Annotated in this window: 16 protein-coding genes; 11 read left to right on the forward strand and 5 right to left on the reverse strand. The window is 64.2% G+C overall.

Features of this window, described 5'->3' with window-relative positions; genetic code table 11:
* Positions 1–146 precede the first annotated feature (146 nt).
* Both VGN68_RS17275 and VGN68_RS17280 read left to right on the forward strand, forming a co-directional pair.
* Positions 147–539, forward strand: coding sequence for an acyl-CoA thioesterase (locus VGN68_RS17275; RefSeq protein ID WP_327478419.1), 393 nt, complete (start codon positions 147–149; stop codon positions 537–539).
* Entirely contained in the window at positions 536–1,024 is a 489-nt protein-coding gene (locus VGN68_RS17280) for a GNAT family N-acetyltransferase (protein WP_327478421.1), read from the forward strand. Before VGN68_RS17275 ends, VGN68_RS17280 begins: the two co-directional genes overlap by 4 nt.
* Positions 1,025–1,052: 28 nt before the next feature.
* Here the strand turns inward: VGN68_RS17280 and VGN68_RS17285 are convergent, their stop codons facing one another.
* The 4 genes from VGN68_RS17285 to VGN68_RS17300 form a co-directional block, all read right to left on the reverse strand.
* On the reverse strand, positions 1,053–1,847 hold the full coding sequence (locus VGN68_RS17285) for an esterase/lipase family protein (protein ID WP_327478424.1): 795 nt from the start codon (positions 1,845–1,847) through the stop codon (positions 1,053–1,055).
* Positions 1,848–1,935: 88 nt separating this feature from the next.
* The gene (locus VGN68_RS17290) at positions 1,936–3,108 is read right to left on the reverse strand and encodes a PQQ-dependent sugar dehydrogenase (protein ID WP_327478426.1); all 1,173 of its coding nucleotides are present in this window, start codon (positions 3,106–3,108) and stop codon (positions 1,936–1,938) included.
* 71 nt (positions 3,109–3,179) lie between these two features.
* Positions 3,180–3,809, reverse strand: coding sequence for a sigma-70 family RNA polymerase sigma factor (locus VGN68_RS17295; RefSeq protein ID WP_327478428.1), 630 nt, complete (start codon positions 3,807–3,809; stop codon positions 3,180–3,182).
* Positions 3,809–4,063 carry a NepR family anti-sigma factor gene (locus VGN68_RS17300; protein ID WP_293698722.1) on the reverse strand — a complete coding sequence of 85 codons (255 nt, stop codon included), beginning with the start codon at positions 4,061–4,063 and terminating at the stop codon, positions 3,809–3,811. Before VGN68_RS17300 ends, VGN68_RS17295 begins: the two co-directional genes overlap by 1 nt.
* Before the next feature lie 172 nt (positions 4,064–4,235).
* Between VGN68_RS17300 and VGN68_RS17305 the strand changes: the two genes are divergently transcribed.
* Together VGN68_RS17305 and VGN68_RS17310 are read left to right on the forward strand one after the other, a co-directional pair.
* Positions 4,236–4,643 carry a BLUF domain-containing protein gene (locus VGN68_RS17305; RefSeq protein ID WP_293698719.1) on the forward strand — a complete coding sequence of 136 codons (408 nt, stop codon included), beginning with the start codon at positions 4,236–4,238 and terminating at the stop codon, positions 4,641–4,643.
* 175 nt (positions 4,644–4,818) lie between these two features.
* Positions 4,819–5,373: a sigma-70 family RNA polymerase sigma factor gene (locus tag VGN68_RS17310; protein ID WP_327478433.1), complete on the forward strand. Its 555-nt coding sequence runs from the start codon at positions 4,819–4,821 to the stop codon at positions 5,371–5,373.
* Between the two features lie 6 nt (positions 5,374–5,379).
* On the opposite strand, the gene VGN68_RS17315 is transcribed toward VGN68_RS17310, so the two are convergent.
* Positions 5,380–6,174, reverse strand: a complete 795-nt coding sequence (locus tag VGN68_RS17315) for a response regulator (RefSeq protein ID WP_327478435.1) — start codon at positions 6,172–6,174, stop codon at positions 5,380–5,382.
* A gap of 327 nt (positions 6,175–6,501) precedes the next feature.
* On the opposite strand from VGN68_RS17315, the gene VGN68_RS17320 reads away from it, so the two are divergent.
* The 7 genes from VGN68_RS17320 (at position 6,502) to VGN68_RS17350 (ending at position 15,503) form a co-directional block, all read left to right on the forward strand.
* On the forward strand, positions 6,502–7,902 hold the full coding sequence (locus tag VGN68_RS17320; RefSeq protein ID WP_327478437.1) for a sensor histidine kinase: 1,401 nt from the start codon (positions 6,502–6,504) through the stop codon (positions 7,900–7,902).
* A gap of 50 nt (positions 7,903–7,952) precedes the next feature.
* The gene (locus VGN68_RS17325) at positions 7,953–9,203 is read left to right on the forward strand and encodes a putative DNA modification/repair radical SAM protein (RefSeq protein WP_327478439.1); all 1,251 of its coding nucleotides are present in this window, start codon (positions 7,953–7,955) and stop codon (positions 9,201–9,203) included.
* The gene (locus tag VGN68_RS17330; RefSeq protein ID WP_327478442.1) at positions 9,200–10,627 is read left to right on the forward strand and encodes a UdgX family uracil-DNA binding protein; all 1,428 of its coding nucleotides are present in this window, start codon (positions 9,200–9,202) and stop codon (positions 10,625–10,627) included. Before VGN68_RS17325 ends, VGN68_RS17330 begins: the two co-directional genes overlap by 4 nt.
* Positions 10,627–11,640, forward strand: coding sequence for a ligase-associated DNA damage response exonuclease (locus VGN68_RS17335; RefSeq protein WP_327478444.1), 1,014 nt, complete (start codon positions 10,627–10,629; stop codon positions 11,638–11,640). Before VGN68_RS17330 ends, VGN68_RS17335 begins: the two co-directional genes overlap by 1 nt.
* Positions 11,637–13,322, forward strand: a complete 1,686-nt coding sequence (locus tag VGN68_RS17340; RefSeq protein ID WP_327478446.1) for a cisplatin damage response ATP-dependent DNA ligase — start codon at positions 11,637–11,639, stop codon at positions 13,320–13,322. The genes VGN68_RS17335 and VGN68_RS17340 overlap by 4 nt, the downstream gene beginning before the upstream one ends.
* A 124-nt stretch (positions 13,323–13,446) precedes the next feature.
* Positions 13,447–14,061 (forward strand): superoxide dismutase, encoded by a 615-nt coding sequence (locus VGN68_RS17345; protein WP_327478448.1) that lies wholly within the window; start codon positions 13,447–13,449, stop codon positions 14,059–14,061.
* 62 nt (positions 14,062–14,123) lie between these two features.
* Positions 14,124–15,503: an L-serine ammonia-lyase gene (locus tag VGN68_RS17350; RefSeq protein ID WP_327478450.1), complete on the forward strand. Its 1,380-nt coding sequence runs from the start codon at positions 14,124–14,126 to the stop codon at positions 15,501–15,503.
* Position 15,504 lies beyond the last annotated feature (1 nt).

Below are 15,504 nucleotides of genomic sequence, written 5' to 3' on the forward strand. Positions count from 1 at the left end.
GGGCAGCGAAACTTGGCAGCTTGCTGCCTAGTTGCAGCGGGGTGGGCCGACCGGCCGTCCGATGCCCACCCCGCTGCGACTAGCGAACAAGTTCGCAAGTCTCACTACCCCTCCCGCAAACGGGAGGGGATTGCTATGATCGCGAAATGAAATCCTTCACCCTCTCGCTCACCGCCACCCCCGACAGCATCGACGAGCTCGGCCATGTCAACAATGCCGTCTGGGTCCAATGGATCCAGCAGGTCGCGACCGGCCATTGGGACGCCGCGGCGCCGCAGGCGCACAAGGACGCCTATATCTGGGTCGTGGTGCGCCACGAGATCGATTATCTCCGCGCGCTCGGCCCCGGCGAAACGGTGACCGCGCGAACTTGGGTCGCCGACAAGCCGCAAGGCGCCAAGTTCGATCGCTTCATGGAATTCACTGGCGCCGATGGCAAAGTCCATGTCCGGGCGCGGACGGTGTGGGCGCTGCTCGACAAGGCGAGCGGGCGCCCGCTGCGCGTGACGGCCGAGGTTGTGAAGCCATTTCTGACATGATGATCCGGCCAGCCACGACCGCCGACACCGCTGCGATCTGGGCCATAATCGAGCCGACGATTCGCGCTGGCGAAACCTATACGCTCGACCGCGCGATGAGCGAGGCGGAGGCGCTGGCCTATTGGTTCGGGCCAGACAAGGCGGTGTTTGTGGCGGAGGCCGACGGCGCGGTCTTGGGCACCTATTATCTGCGCGCCAATCAGGCGGGCGGCGGCGGCCATGTCGCAAATTGCGGCTATATGACCGCGGCATCGGCCACGGGTCGCGGCGTCGCGCGGGCGATGGCCGAGCACAGCCTTGTCTTGGCCAGGGAACGCGGATTTCGGGCGATGCAATTCAACTTTGTGGTGGCGACAAACGAACGTGCGGTGCGACTGTGGCAGTCGCTGGGTTTCGCGGTGGTCGGGCGGTTGCCCGAAGCATTCGCGCATCCGGCACATGGGCTGGTCGATGCGCTGGTGATGTACCGTTTGCTCGGTTCCTAGTTTTAATTCGGGGCGGTGCCGCCCAGGTTTATCGCATCACCGTCTGCTGAACGGGGGCAACGGCAACGGGATCGCACACTTCAGCCGGCAACTCGTCGGTCAAGGCTTTGACGATCGCCGCCACCGATGTCGGGGCATAGGCAAAGCCCATATGACCGCAATCGACCTCGATCTGGCGATCGCTCTCGTGCGGCTGGCCGCGCGCGCTGCTCACGGCGACAACCCCGTCATGTTTTGACCAGAGCGCAAAGGTCGGCATTTCGGGGCGCGGGGCGGGGTGGAAGTCGATCGGCGGATTGTCGACAGGGTGGCGCGCGACGAGGTGGTAGAGCCGCCAGGCGCGGTTGGCGCGGCGGCTGCCCGAAAAGGGCGAGCCGAGGGTGACGACGCGCGCGACCTTGTCCGGATGATGCTTGGCATATTCGCGCGCGTAAATGCCGCCCAGACTCCACCCCACCAGCGCCGGGGCATGGCCGGTTCGGTCGATGATCCATTGGACTCGGGTGTCGATCCGGTCGATGATATCGGGGGTCGCACCGCGGTTGAAACCGAGGCCCCAAGCGTAGCAGCGAAACCCGGCGCGGCGCAGGTCAGCGCGCAGCGCCTTGGTCGCCCAGTCACCCGAGAGGAATCCGGGCAGCACCATCACCGGCGGATGATCGCTGTCGGGATTGGGTTCTGGCGGCATCGGACGGATGCGGCCCCACAGCGCGCGGGCGAGACCCGTCACTTCGCGCCACAATAGCCCCAAGGGCGGCATCGCGTCGGGATCGGGAATGCGCGCGGGCCATTCGGCGCGCCGGGTGAGGAGGCTGCGGATCATGGATGACATATAGGCGCGCGGGCTTCTCGGCGAAAGCAGGGGTTCGCGACGCGGCGGATGCTGAACCCCGGCCTTGGCCGGAAAGCGGCTATTTCTTCGGAACCAGCTTCACCAGCTTGCCATTCTCGCCGTCGGTGAGAAGCCAGACCGACCCGTCATCGCGCACCTCGACCTCGCGGATGCGGGTGCCGAAGTCCCAGCGATCGGATTTGGTGAGCTTGTCGCCGTCAATCTGCATCCGAACCAACCCTTCGCCTGACAGCGCGCCCATCAGCAGACTGTTTTTCCAGCCGGGATAGAGGTCGCCATTATACCAGGCGAGGCCCGCGGGCGAAACAGCGGGATTCCACCACAGTTTCGGCGCCGCAAACTCCGGCCGGGTTGGATGATCGGGAATATCCTTGCCATCATAATGGTCGCCGTTCGACACGATGGGATACCCATAATTGGCTTTCGCCGCGACCAGGTTGACCTCGTCGCCGCCCTTCGGACCCATTTCCTGGTTCCACAGCTGGCCTGTGCCGTCAAAGGTCAGGCCCAGAATGTTGCGATGGCCGAGCGACCAGATTTGCGCGGTCACACCGCCTTCTGCCGCAAAGGGGTTGTCGGCGGGAACGCTGCCGTCGGGGTTCAGGCGGACGATCTTGCCCAGATTGGCCTTCATGTCCTGCGCCGGATCGAATTTCTGGCGTTCGCCCGACCCAATGAACAGATATTTGCCGTCGGGCGAAAAGGTCAGGCGATGCGAATAATGGCCGCGTCCGGTGACCTTGGGCGACTGGGTCCAGATCGTCTTGAGCCCTTCCAGCCGCGGCGCCGCACCCTGGACCAGCTTGGCCATGCCGACGACGGCGCCATAGGTGCCGCCCGCGCCGGGTTCGATCCAGCTCAGATACACGGTGCCGCTGGTCGCGAAATCGGGCGCGACGATGATGTCGCCAAAGCCGCCCTGCCCGCCATAGGCGACCGTCGGTACGCCCGCGACGTCGAGCGGCGGGCCACTCTCTTGCCACAGCTTCAACTTGCCCGACTTTTCGGTGATCAGCGCGGCGCGGGTGCCGGGGACAAAGGTCATCGCCCAAGGTTCGTTGAAGCTCGCAACCTCCTGCACGGTGAATGGCGCGTCGGCGACCGGGGTCGCAGGCTGGTCACCCGTCGCGTCGAGCGAGCCGGGAGCAGCGGCCTGGCTGGAGGCGGTGCTGGCGGAGCAGGCGCTCGCGGCAAGCGCGGCGGCGATGGCGAGGAGCGGCAGTGACTTCATGACAGGAGGCTCGCTTTGCTGGGGTAAGGAGGGGTCAATCTGGCGTGGCGGCCTCGTAAAGTCGAGAGGGCTTAGCGGCTCGCCGCCTCGCGCCGCGCGGTGATGATCTCGACGCTGTCCATGATGGCATCGACCGCTTCGCTTGCCGGCGGCGCATCGGCGCGTTTTTGCGAGAACTGGCCGCTGTTCATAATCTCTTCCAGCGCGGCGCGGGCGCGCGACACGCGGCTTTTCATCGTGCCAAGCGCGCAGTCGCAAATGCTGGCCGCCTCCTCATACGACATGCCGCCAGCGCCAACCAGGATCAGCGCCTCACGCTGGTCCTGTGGCAGCTCCATAAGGCCGCGCTGCAGGTCTGCCATTTCGCCGCTGTCTTCCTGGCTGGCGGGGGTGGACATCGTGCGCTCGACCGCGGTTTCGTCATATTCGCCGACAAATTTGTTTCGGCGCATTTGCGACAGGAAGGTGTTGCGCAGGATGACAAAGGTCCACGCCTTGATCGACGTGCCGCGTTCAAAACGGTCGCGCGATGCCCATGCCTTGACCATCGTGTCCTGAGTGAGATCGTCGGCCAGGTCGGGACTGCCCGACAGGCTGCGCCCATAAGCGCGCAGGTGCGGGATGACCCCCGCCAGCAGCGCCTTGAATTCGGCGTCGGACAGGATGCCGCCCGACGGCGCCGTAGCGGCCGCCTCGGCCATTATTGCTTCGAACTTTTCTGATCGAGCTGCGACAAGAGGTCGAGCATGTTATCCGGCAATTGTTCGGAAACGATATTGCCGTAAATCATCCGCAACTTGGCACTGACGGGCTCCGGCGCCTGACGACCGGTGAGCGTGCGATGCCACTCGTCACTGTCGGTGCCGGGAAAGCTGCCCTGCTTGCGATTTGGCGCATCAGCCCCCGGGGGCGGGGTGCCCGTGCCGTTCGACCTGTTGTTGCCTTGCGTAGCCATGTCGAAGCAACGACGAAAACCGCTGCGGGTTCCCGACTAGTGCGTTTTTTGCGATGAAAGCGTTGCCAAGATGCCACAACGGCCCTAATCGGTGCGCCGCGTAGGCGACCAGGCTTGCGGCGAGGGGTTGTGCTGTGCCTTTCCCGCATTGCGGAAGGTTGGAGGTCGTCGCTTGCTTTCCGTCATCTATATTAGCGTTGCCGATCCGTTGATCGGCGAACAGGATATTGCCGCGCTGCTGGTCCAGGCGCGCCGCAACAATCAACGCGATGCGCTGACCGGCGCCTTGATTTTCAATGGCCATAACTTCCTGCAACTGCTCGAAGGTCCGGCCGACAAGGTTGATGCGTGTCTCGCGGTTATCCGCAGCGATCCGCGGCACAGCGGCATGGTGGAAATCCGCCGCCGCGAAATCGCCGAACGCGCCTTTGCCGAATGGACGATGCTGTATGATCCCCAATTCCGCGGCCATGATGACGATCTCGCCCGCGTCGCTGCGAGTGGCCGACTTGACCCGCAAGACGCGTTGATGATGGAAAATTTCATCGCCTTGGGGCGGCGGCCGCGACCGATCGGCTGACGGCTTTTTACTTTATCCCGCGGTTCCGGTTTGCATCATCGGCGCGACGCGCTAAGCCTGACGGGTAATCGAACCTGCTTGCGTAAACTAAGGCTATCTTATCAACGACCTGACGCCTCCACCGCTCGATACCCATCCGCTCGACGATGCCAGCTTCAAGCGGGAATTGGCTGCGATGCTGCCGCACCTGCGCGCCTTTGGGCGGAGCCTGACCGGTAACGCCGACCTGGCCGACGATCTGGTGCAGGAAACGATGCTGAAGGCGTGGAAGGCGCGGGAGCAATATGTGCCGGGGCCCGCCAGTATGAAAAGCTGGGCGTTCGTGATCCTGCGCAATTGTTTCCTGTCGCAGATGCGGCGCAAGAAGTTCACTGCCGAATATGATGAGCTGGCCGCCGAACGCCTGCTCGTGGCGCCCGATGACCAGGACGACAGCCTGCATCTGGCCGATGTCCAGCGCGCGTTGCTGATGCTGCCCGTCGACCAGCGCGAGGCGCTGGTGCTCATCGGGGCCGGACAGCTTTCCTATGAGGAAGGTGCGGCGATCTGCGACTGCGCGGTGGGCACGATGAAAAGCCGCGTTTCGCGCGCTCGCACCGCGCTGCAAGCGATTCTGGAAAGTGGCACGATGCCGCGGCGCAGCGCCGACGTGCTACCGTCGAGCGAGGTGTTCCGCTCGATCATGGATGATGTCGACCATCTGACCGCGAACGGACCCGGCCGCGAGTAGTTTGGGCTACGCCGCGAGCTGCGGGGTGAACAGCAGGCTCTGGCTGATCGCAGCGCGCACGGTGTTTTCGCGAAACGGTTTCGAGATCAGGAAGGTCGGCTCGACACGACCCCCGGTCAACAGCCGTTCGGGAAAGGCGGTAATGAAGATCGCTGGCACCGGCGCGATCGCCAAAATGTCCTGCACCGCATCGATCCCCGACGATCCGTCGGCGAGCTGAATGTCGGCGAGCACCAGCCCTGCGTCGGTCGCCTCGAACGCGGCGACGGCATCTTCGTGCGTGGTCGCAACCCCGGCTACGGTGTGGCCGAGATCGCGGACGATCTGTTCCAGTTCCATGGCGATCAGCGGCTCGTCCTCGATGATCAGCACCGACGTGCGCGATTCGCGGTCGAGTTCGCCGACCGCTTCGGCGAGCAGTGTCTCCACCGTGTCTTGATCGGTGCCGGTGATGACTCCGGCTTCGGCGACTGAAAATCCTTCCAGTGCGGTCAGCAACAGAATCTGGCGGCCCAACGGCGTGATCTGCGCGAGCCGCCTGTTGGCGGCACGGACGAAGGGGTCTTCGCCGTCGTCATCGCCTTCGCCATCGTCGATATAGGCGCTTTCCCAGATGCGGTGGAAATTGCGGTAGAGGTCGATGCGGGTGCCGTTGCCGGCGCTGAATTCATCGGGCGCGGCGACGATGACTTCGAGCGTCGTGTGGACGAAATTATCACCATGCTGCTGGCTGCCGGTCAGCGCGCGCGCGTACCGGCGCAGATATGGCAAATGTCCGCGAAGCTCTTCACCCAATGGCATTCTATACCTCCCGCTTTGACCGGTCATACGCGTCCCGATTGGTGACGGTTCCGCAAAATAGAGTCAAAAATGCACGACGAACCGCTGCAACTTGTGATCGTGCGGTGCGTAGAGTCAGCCGGGACGCCTTCGGTCCACCGGTAAGTCAGTGGAATTGCGCCGCTTTCTGGTTCCGGTGGGAAACAGACTTTTTTAGGGACCATATTCATGGCAGAGCGGCCCACAGGACCAGGAGGACGTGAGGGGCATCAGTTGGCGGACGGAGGTTATGCGAGTCCGGAGCATGCAGAGCGCCTGCGCCTTGATACGCTTCGCGAATATCGGATCATGGATACCGGCCCGGAAGAAGCGTTCGACCGGGTAACCAAGATGGTTGCCGATCTTTATGATGCGCCGATCGCGCTGGTGTCGCTGGTCGACGACTGCCGCCAGTGGTTCAAATCGTCCTACGGCCTCGACGCCCCTGAAACGCCGCGCGACATCAGTTTCTGCCAATATGTGATTGCCGAGGATAAACCGGTGGTCATCGTCGATGTGCTGGGCGACGAACGGTTCCGCAACAACCCGCTGGTCACCGGCGATCCGTTCATCCGTTTTTACGCGGGCGTGCCGCTGCGGGCGTATAACGGGACCATATTGGGAACGTTGTGCCTGATCGATCGCAAAGAGCGGCCCTTGCTGGATGACCGCGAATTGGCGCGCCTGGAGGATTTTGCCGCGATCATCATGGCCGAAGCTGACCTGCGGCGCATCGTTGCCGAACGCGACGACGCGCGCCAGACGCTGGAGCGTGCGCTCGATTTTTCGGGCATCGCCACATGGCGCTACGACGCGCGAACCGGATCGATCAACTGGGGCGGAGCCGCTGCCGAACTGTGGGGCGCCGACGTCGATACCGCGCTGGCTGACATCGACGGCTTTTACGAACGGCTGCTTCCCGACGACCGCGACATGGTGCGCGGCGTGCTCGGCGGATCGGTCGAGAACGGCACCCATTATGCGACCGAATATCGCATTCAGCATCCCGAGCGCGGCGTGCGCTGGATCGCGGTGCGCGCCGACTGGGACGTCAACACGACCGATGCGATCCTGACCGGGATCAGTATCGACATCACCGAACAGAAAAGCCGTCAGGAAAACGCCAATCTGTTGATGCGCGAACTGCACCACCGGATGCGCAACCTGTTCGCGACGGTCAGCGCGATCATCTCGCTCACCCGCCACGCGGCAACCGATGTCGACGATTATGTCGAGCGGATAACGGGACGGCTCGATGCGTTGAACCGGGCGCAGAATGTGCTGCTTGGCGCCAATTTTATGACCGGGTCGATGCATGCGCTGCTGCGCGAGGTCGAGGCCGCTTTTCCGCGCATCCGCTGGTCGGGGCCAGATCTTCTGCTTCCGGAGAACGCCTTGGTCGCGATGGCATTGGTGTTCAACGAACTGGCGACCAATGCGGTGAAGCATGGCGCGCTGTCGGGTGCGAGCGGCGACGTGGATATTCAATGGACCCAGGATCCCGAAGGTCAGGATTCGCGGATGTTCCGGCTGACCTGGACCGAAACGGGCAATCATGGCCCGATCGGCCCGCCCGAAAAGACCAGCTTTGGCACGTTATTGATGGAACGCAGCGTCCGCAACAATCTGGGCGGGACGATCGAGCGGCGCTGGGAGCCGACCGGGCTCGTGCTCGATATCACGCTTCCGGCACGGTGGCGCGACGCCTGACCGTGGCGATGTGATTTGTTCCTGCTATGTTCCTGTGCTATGCAGGAGAAATGGCGGAAAAACAGATTCTTGAAAAGCTCAGCATATTGGCCGACGCGGCCAAATATGACGCGTCCTGCGCCTCGTCGGGAACGGTCAAACGCGATTCGACTGCTACCAAAGGAATCGGATCGACCGAGGGCATGGGCATCTGCCACAGCTATGCGCCCGACGGGCGATGCATCTCGCTGCTCAAGATCCTGCTGACCAATTTCTGCATCTATGATTGCCGCTTCTGCATCAACCGGGCGTCGAGCAATGTGCCGCGGGCGCGGTTCAATCCGCAGGAGGTTGTCCGGCTGACGCTCGATTTTTACAAGCGCAATTATATCGAAGGGCTGTTCCTGTCGTCGGGGATCATCCGGTCGGAAGATTATACGATGGAGCAGCTGGTCGAGGTGGCGCGCATCCTGCGCGAGGAACATCGGTTCGGCGGCTATATCCACCTCAAGACTATTGCCGGAGCGGCGCCCGAGCTGATCGCACGCGCCGGGCTCTACGCCGACCGATTGTCGACCAATGTCGAATTGCCGACCGAGGCGGGTTTGCAGAGCTTTGCGCCGGAGAAAAAGCCCGAAACGATCCGCAAGACGATGGCGTCGGTGCGCGTCGGCGCCGACGATGCGATCGAGGCGGCGAAAGGGCGGTTGCTCAAAAAAGCGAAACCGCCGCGCTTTGCGCCTGCTGGACAATCGACCCAGATGATCGTCGGCGCCGATGCGTCGCGCGACGACGATATCTTGGCGACGGCGACCAATCTCTATTCGGGTTACCGCCTGCGCCGCGTCTATTATTCGGCCTATAGTCCAATCCCCGACGCGAGCAGCGACCTGCCGCCGGTGCGTCCGCCGCTGATGCGCGAGCACCGGCTGTATCAGGCGGACTGGCTGCTGCGCTTCTATGGCTTTCAGCGCGCCGAAATCATGGAGGGGGCGAGCGGCGGGATGCTCGATCTGGCGATCGACCCCAAGCTCGCTTGGGCGCTGATGCGACGCGATATTTTTCCGGTCGACATCAACCGGGCGCCGCGTGAACTGCTGCTGCGCGTGCCGGGGCTGGGAACGCGCGCAGTCGATCGGATCGTTGCGGTGCGGCGGACCGGCAAGCTGCGGATCGGCGATCTGGCGAAGCTGACCGCGTCGGTGAAGAAAGTCTTGCCGTTCATCGTCACCCCCGACTGGCGGCCGGGGTCGCTGACCGACAGCGCCAGCCTGCGCGCGCGCTTTGCGCCGCCCGCGGAGCAATTGTCGCTGGCGCTATGAGGGAGGTCGTCCTCGCCCGTCCTGGCGATTTCGCCGAATGGCGCGATGCGGCGCGCGGGCTGCTCGCGGGCAGTGTGGCGCCCGAGGATGTCAGCTGGCGCGGCGCCGATGAGGGCGCGTCGCTGTTTGGCGACGACGCTCCGCCCATGTCGGGTGCGGCGGTATCGCTGCCGCGCGAATTGCTCGCCATGGCGGACCGGGTGATCTGCCACCGCGATGCCGGGGTGCCGGCGCGGCTCTATCGCATCGTCTGGCGCGCGCTGCGCGACCGGCAGCTGCTGGCGCGGCGCACCGACCCCGATATCGACTGGCTCGGCAAGACCGACAAGGCGATCCGCCGCGACATTCACAAGATGCACGCGTTTGTGCGTTTCCGGCGCCTGGGCGAGGAAGCCGGGCGCGAATCTTTCGCCGCGTGGTTCGAGCCTGATCACTATATCCTGCGGCTGACCGCTCCCTTCTTTCAGCGGCGCTTTTACGGCATGGAATGGGCGATCGTGACCCCCGATGCGCGCGCAATCTGGCACCACGAGACGCTGACCTATGGACCGGGCGGGACGAAGGACGAGGTGCCCAACAGCGACGTCGTCGAGAATCAGTGGCGCATTTATTATGGTGCGATCTTCAACCCCGCGCGGGTGAAGATCGACGCGATGCGCGCCGAAATGCCCAAGAAATATTGGAAAAATTTGCCCGAGGCGCAGGATATTGCACCGCTGCTCGCGGGCGCCGCGGCGCGGGTGGAACGGATGCGCGAGACCGCCGTTTCCATGGCGAACCCGCAAACCGACAAATGGCGAGCCCGCGTGCCCGAAGCTTTGGCCCTGACCGACGACATCGACACGCTGGACGACCTCGCCCGCGCAGTGGGCGGCTGTATGCGCTGCCCGCTCCATTGCAGTGCGACGCAGGCGGTGGTTGGCGAAGGCCCCGTGGCGGCGCGCATCATGCTGATCGGCGAGCAGCCGGGCGACCGCGAGGATCTGGAAGGACGGCCCTTCGTCGGCCCCGCGGGACAGGTGCTGAACGAGGCGCTTGCCGAAGCGGGGCTTGATCGGCAGCGATTATTCCTGACCAATGCGGTCAAGCATTTCAAATTCGAACCGCGCGGCAAGCGGCGCCTGCATCAGAACCCGACGACCGGCGAGATCGACATCTGCCGCTGGTGGCTCGACAAGGAACGCGCGCTGGTGCAGCCCGACCTCATCGTCACCTTGGGCGGTAGCGCACTGCGCGGGGTGACGGGCAAAAGCATGAGCATCGCGTCGATGCGCGGCGCGGTGCACGAACTGGCCGGAGGCACGAAACTGATCGCGACGATCCATCCCTCGTTCCTGCTGCGCCTGCCCGATCGGGTGCGCGCGGCCGAGGAGCGCGCGGCCTTCATTGCCGATCTGGCGCGCGTGCGTGAACTGGCCGCCTGATGGCAAAGGCAAAATCCTGGCTCGAACCGCATCCGCACGGGCTCTATGTGAAGCCCGCCGACCTGTGGATCGACCCGTCGCGCCCCGTCGAACGCGCTGCGGTCACCCATGGCCACGCCGACCATGCGCGCAGCGGTCATGGCGCGGTGTTCGCAACCCCCGAAACGCTCGCGATCATGGCGCTGCGCTATGGCGTCGATGTCGAGGCGAGCCATAATCAGGCGTTTGCCTATGGCGACGGGTTCGAGCGCGGCGGGGTGCGCTTCAGCTTTTTTCCGGCCGGACATGTGCTGGGCAGCGCGCAGATATTGATGGAATATGCGGGCGAACGGATCGTCATCACCGGCGACTATAAACGCCGCCCCGACCCGACCTGCGCGCCGTTCGAGGTCGTGCCATGCGACATCTTCATCACCGAGGCGACCTTTGGCCTGCCGGTGTTCCGCCACCCTCCCACGTCAGACGAGATCGCCAAGCTGATCGGCGCGGTGCGCGCTGAACCCGATCGCTGCGTGCTCGTCGGCGCCTATGCGCTGGGCAAGGCGCAGCGGGTGATGGCGGAGCTGCGCGCCGCCGGATGGGATGCGCCGATCTATATCCACGGCGCGATGGAAAAAATGTGCGCGCTGTACGCGGCGCATGGCGTCGATCTGGGCGAGCTGCGGCTGGTTAGCGAAACCGACAAAGCCGCGATGGCGGGGCAGATCATTGTCGCACCGCCCTCGGCGCTCAATGATCGCTGGTCGCGGCGGCTGCCCGATCCGGTGACCGCGATGGCGTCGGGCTGGATGCGCGTGCGCCAGCGGGCGCGGCAGCGGATGGTCGAACTGCCGCTCGTCATTTCGGACCATGCCGATTGGGATGAGCTGACGACGACGATTGCGCAAGTGAACCCGAGGGAGACGTGGATCACCCACGGCAGCGAGGATGGCCTGCTGCGCTGGTGCGAACTGCATCAGCGCAAGGCGCGGGCGCTGCATCTGGTCGGCCGCGATCTGGAGGAAGAGGCGTGAAGGGCTTCGCCGCCCTCATCGACCGGCTGATCTATACGCGTTCGCGCAACAGCAAGCTGGCGCTGATCGCCGATTACCTGACGCACACCCCCGACCCCGACCGCGGCTGGGCGATCGCGGCGCTGACCGAGAGCCTCGATTTTCCGGCGGTGAAATCGGCGATGGTGCGGACACTTTTGGCGACGCGGGTCGATGAGGAGTTGTTCCGTCTGTCGCGGCATTTTGTCGGGGATACGGCAGAGACAGCGGCGCTGCTGTGGCCGGACCCGGATAAGCCCCTCCCCTTCAGGGGAGGGGTTGGGGTGGGGTCTGCCGGCCTTGCGCAAGGCCGCGAAACCCCACCCGCTGCGACTAGGGAGCAGAGCTCCCAAGTCTCGCTGCCCTCCCCTGAAGGGGAGGGCGAAATGTCTGTCGCCCAAGCCGTCGACGCCCTGTCCGCCGCAACGCGCGCCACGGCCCCCGCGATCCTCGCGTCGCTCCTCGACCGCCTCGACGCCGATGGCCGCTACGCGCTGCTCAAGCTCGCGCTCGGCGGGATGCGTGTCGGCGTGTCGGCGCGGCTCGCGAAACAGGCGTTTGCGCAGGCGTTCGACGTGCCGGTCGATGATGTCGAGGAACTGTGGCACGCGATCCCGCCGCCCTATGCGCCGCTGTTCGACTGGGGCGAAGGACGCGCCGAACGTCCCGATTTGAAGGATGTCGCCTTTTTCCGTCCGTTCATGCTCGCGCACCCACTGGAGGACGGCAGCGTCGATCTCGCCGATTATGCCGCCGAATGGAAATGGGACGGTATCCGCGTCCAGATCGTGCGCGGCGGCGCCGAAACGCGCATTTACAGTCGCGGCGGCGAGGAGATCAGCGCCGCCTTTCCCGAACTGGTCGCTGCGTTCGACCAGGATGCAGTGATCGACGGCGAACTGCTCGTGCGCGGCGATGCACAGGGCGGCGAAGCGGCGAGTTTTAACGCGCTGCAGCAACGGCTCGGGCGCAAGACGGTGCCCAAAAAGATGCTCGCCGACTATCCGGCGTTCGTGCGCGTCTATGACCTGCTGGCGGTCGACGGGAACGACCTTCGCTCACTGCCGTGGACCGAACGGCGGCGGCAATTGGAAGCGTTTGTGCCGCGCCTCGCCGACAGCCACTTTGACCTGTCGCAGGTCATCGACGCCGCCGATTTCGAGGATCTCTCCGAACGCCGCGCGGGCGCGCGCGATGCCGCGATCGAGGGAGTGATGCTCAAGCGTCGCGATGCGCCTTATGTCGCGGGTCGCCGCGCCGGGCTGTGGTATAAATGGAAACGCGATCCGCTCACCGCCGATTGCGTGATGATGTATGCGCAGCGCGGCAACGGGCGCCGCGCGAGCTTCTATTCGGATTATACCTTTGGTTGCTGGAGTGACGATGGCGAGCTGCTCCCTGTGGGCAAAGCCTATTCGGGGTTCACCGACGACGAGCTGAAATGGCTCGACAAGTTCGTGCGCGACAACACGCTCAATCGTTTCGGCCCGGTGCGCGAGGTCGAAAAGTCGCTGGTGCTCGAGGTCGCGTTCGATTCGATCCACAGCAGCAAGCGCCACAAGTCGGGGCTCGCGATGCGCTTCCCACGCATTTCGCGCATCCGCCGCGACAAGCCTGCGGAGGAGGCGGACCGGATCGGGACGTTGCTGGCAATGGTAACGTGAAAAGCAAAACCCCTCCCCTGGAGGGGAGGGGGTAAAGGAATATTTCCTCGCCCAAACCTTGCAACCCCGCGCCCCGATACCGAGTTACAGCCTTCATCCTCCCCCCAAAAAAATGGAGACTGCCATGACGATCGCTCTTCCCCCGTTGCCCTACAAGCAGGATGCGCTGGAGCCCCATATCTCGGCTGACACGCTGGCGACGCACCATGGCAAGCATCACAAGGCCTATGTTGACAAGGTCAACGCGGCGATCGAAGGCACCGAGCTGGCCGACAAGCCTCTCGAAGAAATCGTTCACCATGCCGAGGGCGCGGGGAACAAGGGATTGTTCAACAATGCCGCCCAGTCGTGGAACCATGCTTTTTACTGGGAAAGCCTGAGCCCGACCAAGACCGAACCGACAGGCGACCTGCTCGCCGCGATCGACCGCGATTTCGGGTCGCTGGACGCGCTGAAAAAGAAGCTCAAGGAAACCGCGGTCAACCATTTCGCGTCGGGGTGGGCGTGGCTGGTGTCGCGCGACGGCACGCTGTCGGTGACCGACACGCATGACGCCGGAACCGAACTGACCGCGGGGATCAAGCCGCTGGTCGTGATCGACGTGTGGGAACATGCGTACTACATCGACCGCAAGAACCTGCGCCCCGCTTATGTCGATGCGGTGGTCGACGAACTGCTCAACTGGGATTTCGCGGCAGAGAATTTCGCGCGCGAGGCGACTTGGACCTATCCGGCCTGAACGTAAGGGAAATTTGAACTGGTATCTATCGCCATGACGGTGCCGCCTCTATAGGCGCGGTCATGACGATCAGCCTGTTCGAACTCTTCAAAATCGGTGTCGGTCCCTCCAGCTCGCATACCGTCGGGCCGATGGTTGCGGCGCGGCGTTTTACCGTCTGGCTCGACGAGCAGGCGCTGCTTGCCAGGACGGTGCATGTCGAGGCCGATCTTTACGGGTCGCTGGCGCTGACCGGCAAGGGTCACGCCGCTGACACCGCGATCGTTGCGGGTCTTGCCGGTGAAATTCCCGCCAGCACCAGCCTGGGTGCGATCACCGCGCATTGGGACCGTGCCACGAACGAAGGTTTTCTCTATCTGCTCGGCCGCCAGCGCGTGCGCTTCCAGCCGGCGCGCGACCTGCATTTCCAGATGCGCCAGCGCCAGCCATTCCACAGCAATGCGGTGAGCTTCACCGCGCGCGACGGCGATGGCGAGATACTTGCCAAGCGCATGTATTTCTCGATTGGCGGCGGCTTTGTCGTCGACGAGGATGAGGCGGGGCGCAATAGCCGCGGCGCCGAGGACGAGGTCGAACTGCCGTTCGCCTTCACCTCGGGCGCCGACCTGCTCGCCATGGGCGCGGCGTCGGGCAAGAGCTTTGCCGCGATGATGCTCGAGAATGAGCTGGCACACCGCAGCCTCGACGAGGTGAACGCGGGGCTCGATGCGATCGCGAGCGCAATGGATGCGTCGATCGACGCGGGCTGTTGCAGCACCGGCATCCTGCCCGGTGGGCTGAAGGTCAAGCGCCGCGCGCCGCAGATCGCCGCCGACATTCGCAACCGCCACGAACAGAATCTGACCGACCCGCTCGCGATGATGGACTGGATCAACCTGTGGGCGATGGCGGTGAACGAGGAAAATGCCGCGGGCGGCAAGGTCGTCACCGCGCCAACCAATGGCGCGGCGGGGATCATCCCCGCGGTGATCCGCTTCTACCGCCGCGGCTATCGCGGCGATGATGCGGGCGCGCGCACCTTCCTGCTCGCCGCGGGTGCGGTCGGCGCGCTGTATAAACGCAACGCCAGCATCTCGGGCGCCGAGGTCGGCTGCCAGGGCGAGGTCGGCGTTGCTTGCTCGATGGCAGCGGCGGGGCTCACCGCCGCGCTCGGCGGCACCAACGCACAGGTCGAAAACGCCGCCGAGATCGGCATGGAGCATAATCTTGGTCTTACTTGTGATCCGATCGGCGGGCTGGTGCAGATCCCGTGTATCGAGCGCAACGCGATGGGCGCGATCAAAGCGATCGACGCCAGCCGCATCGCGATGATCGGCGACGGCACGCATGTGGTAAGTTTGGACACGGTGATCGCGACGATGCTGCAAACCGGACGCGACATGCGGGATAAATATAAGGAAACGTCGAAGGGCGGGCTGGCGGTTAGCGTGGTGGAGTGTTGAG

The organism is Sphingopyxis sp. (assembly GCF_035998965.1).
In the GTDB taxonomy this organism is placed as follows: domain Bacteria; phylum Pseudomonadota; class Alphaproteobacteria; order Sphingomonadales; family Sphingomonadaceae; genus Sphingopyxis.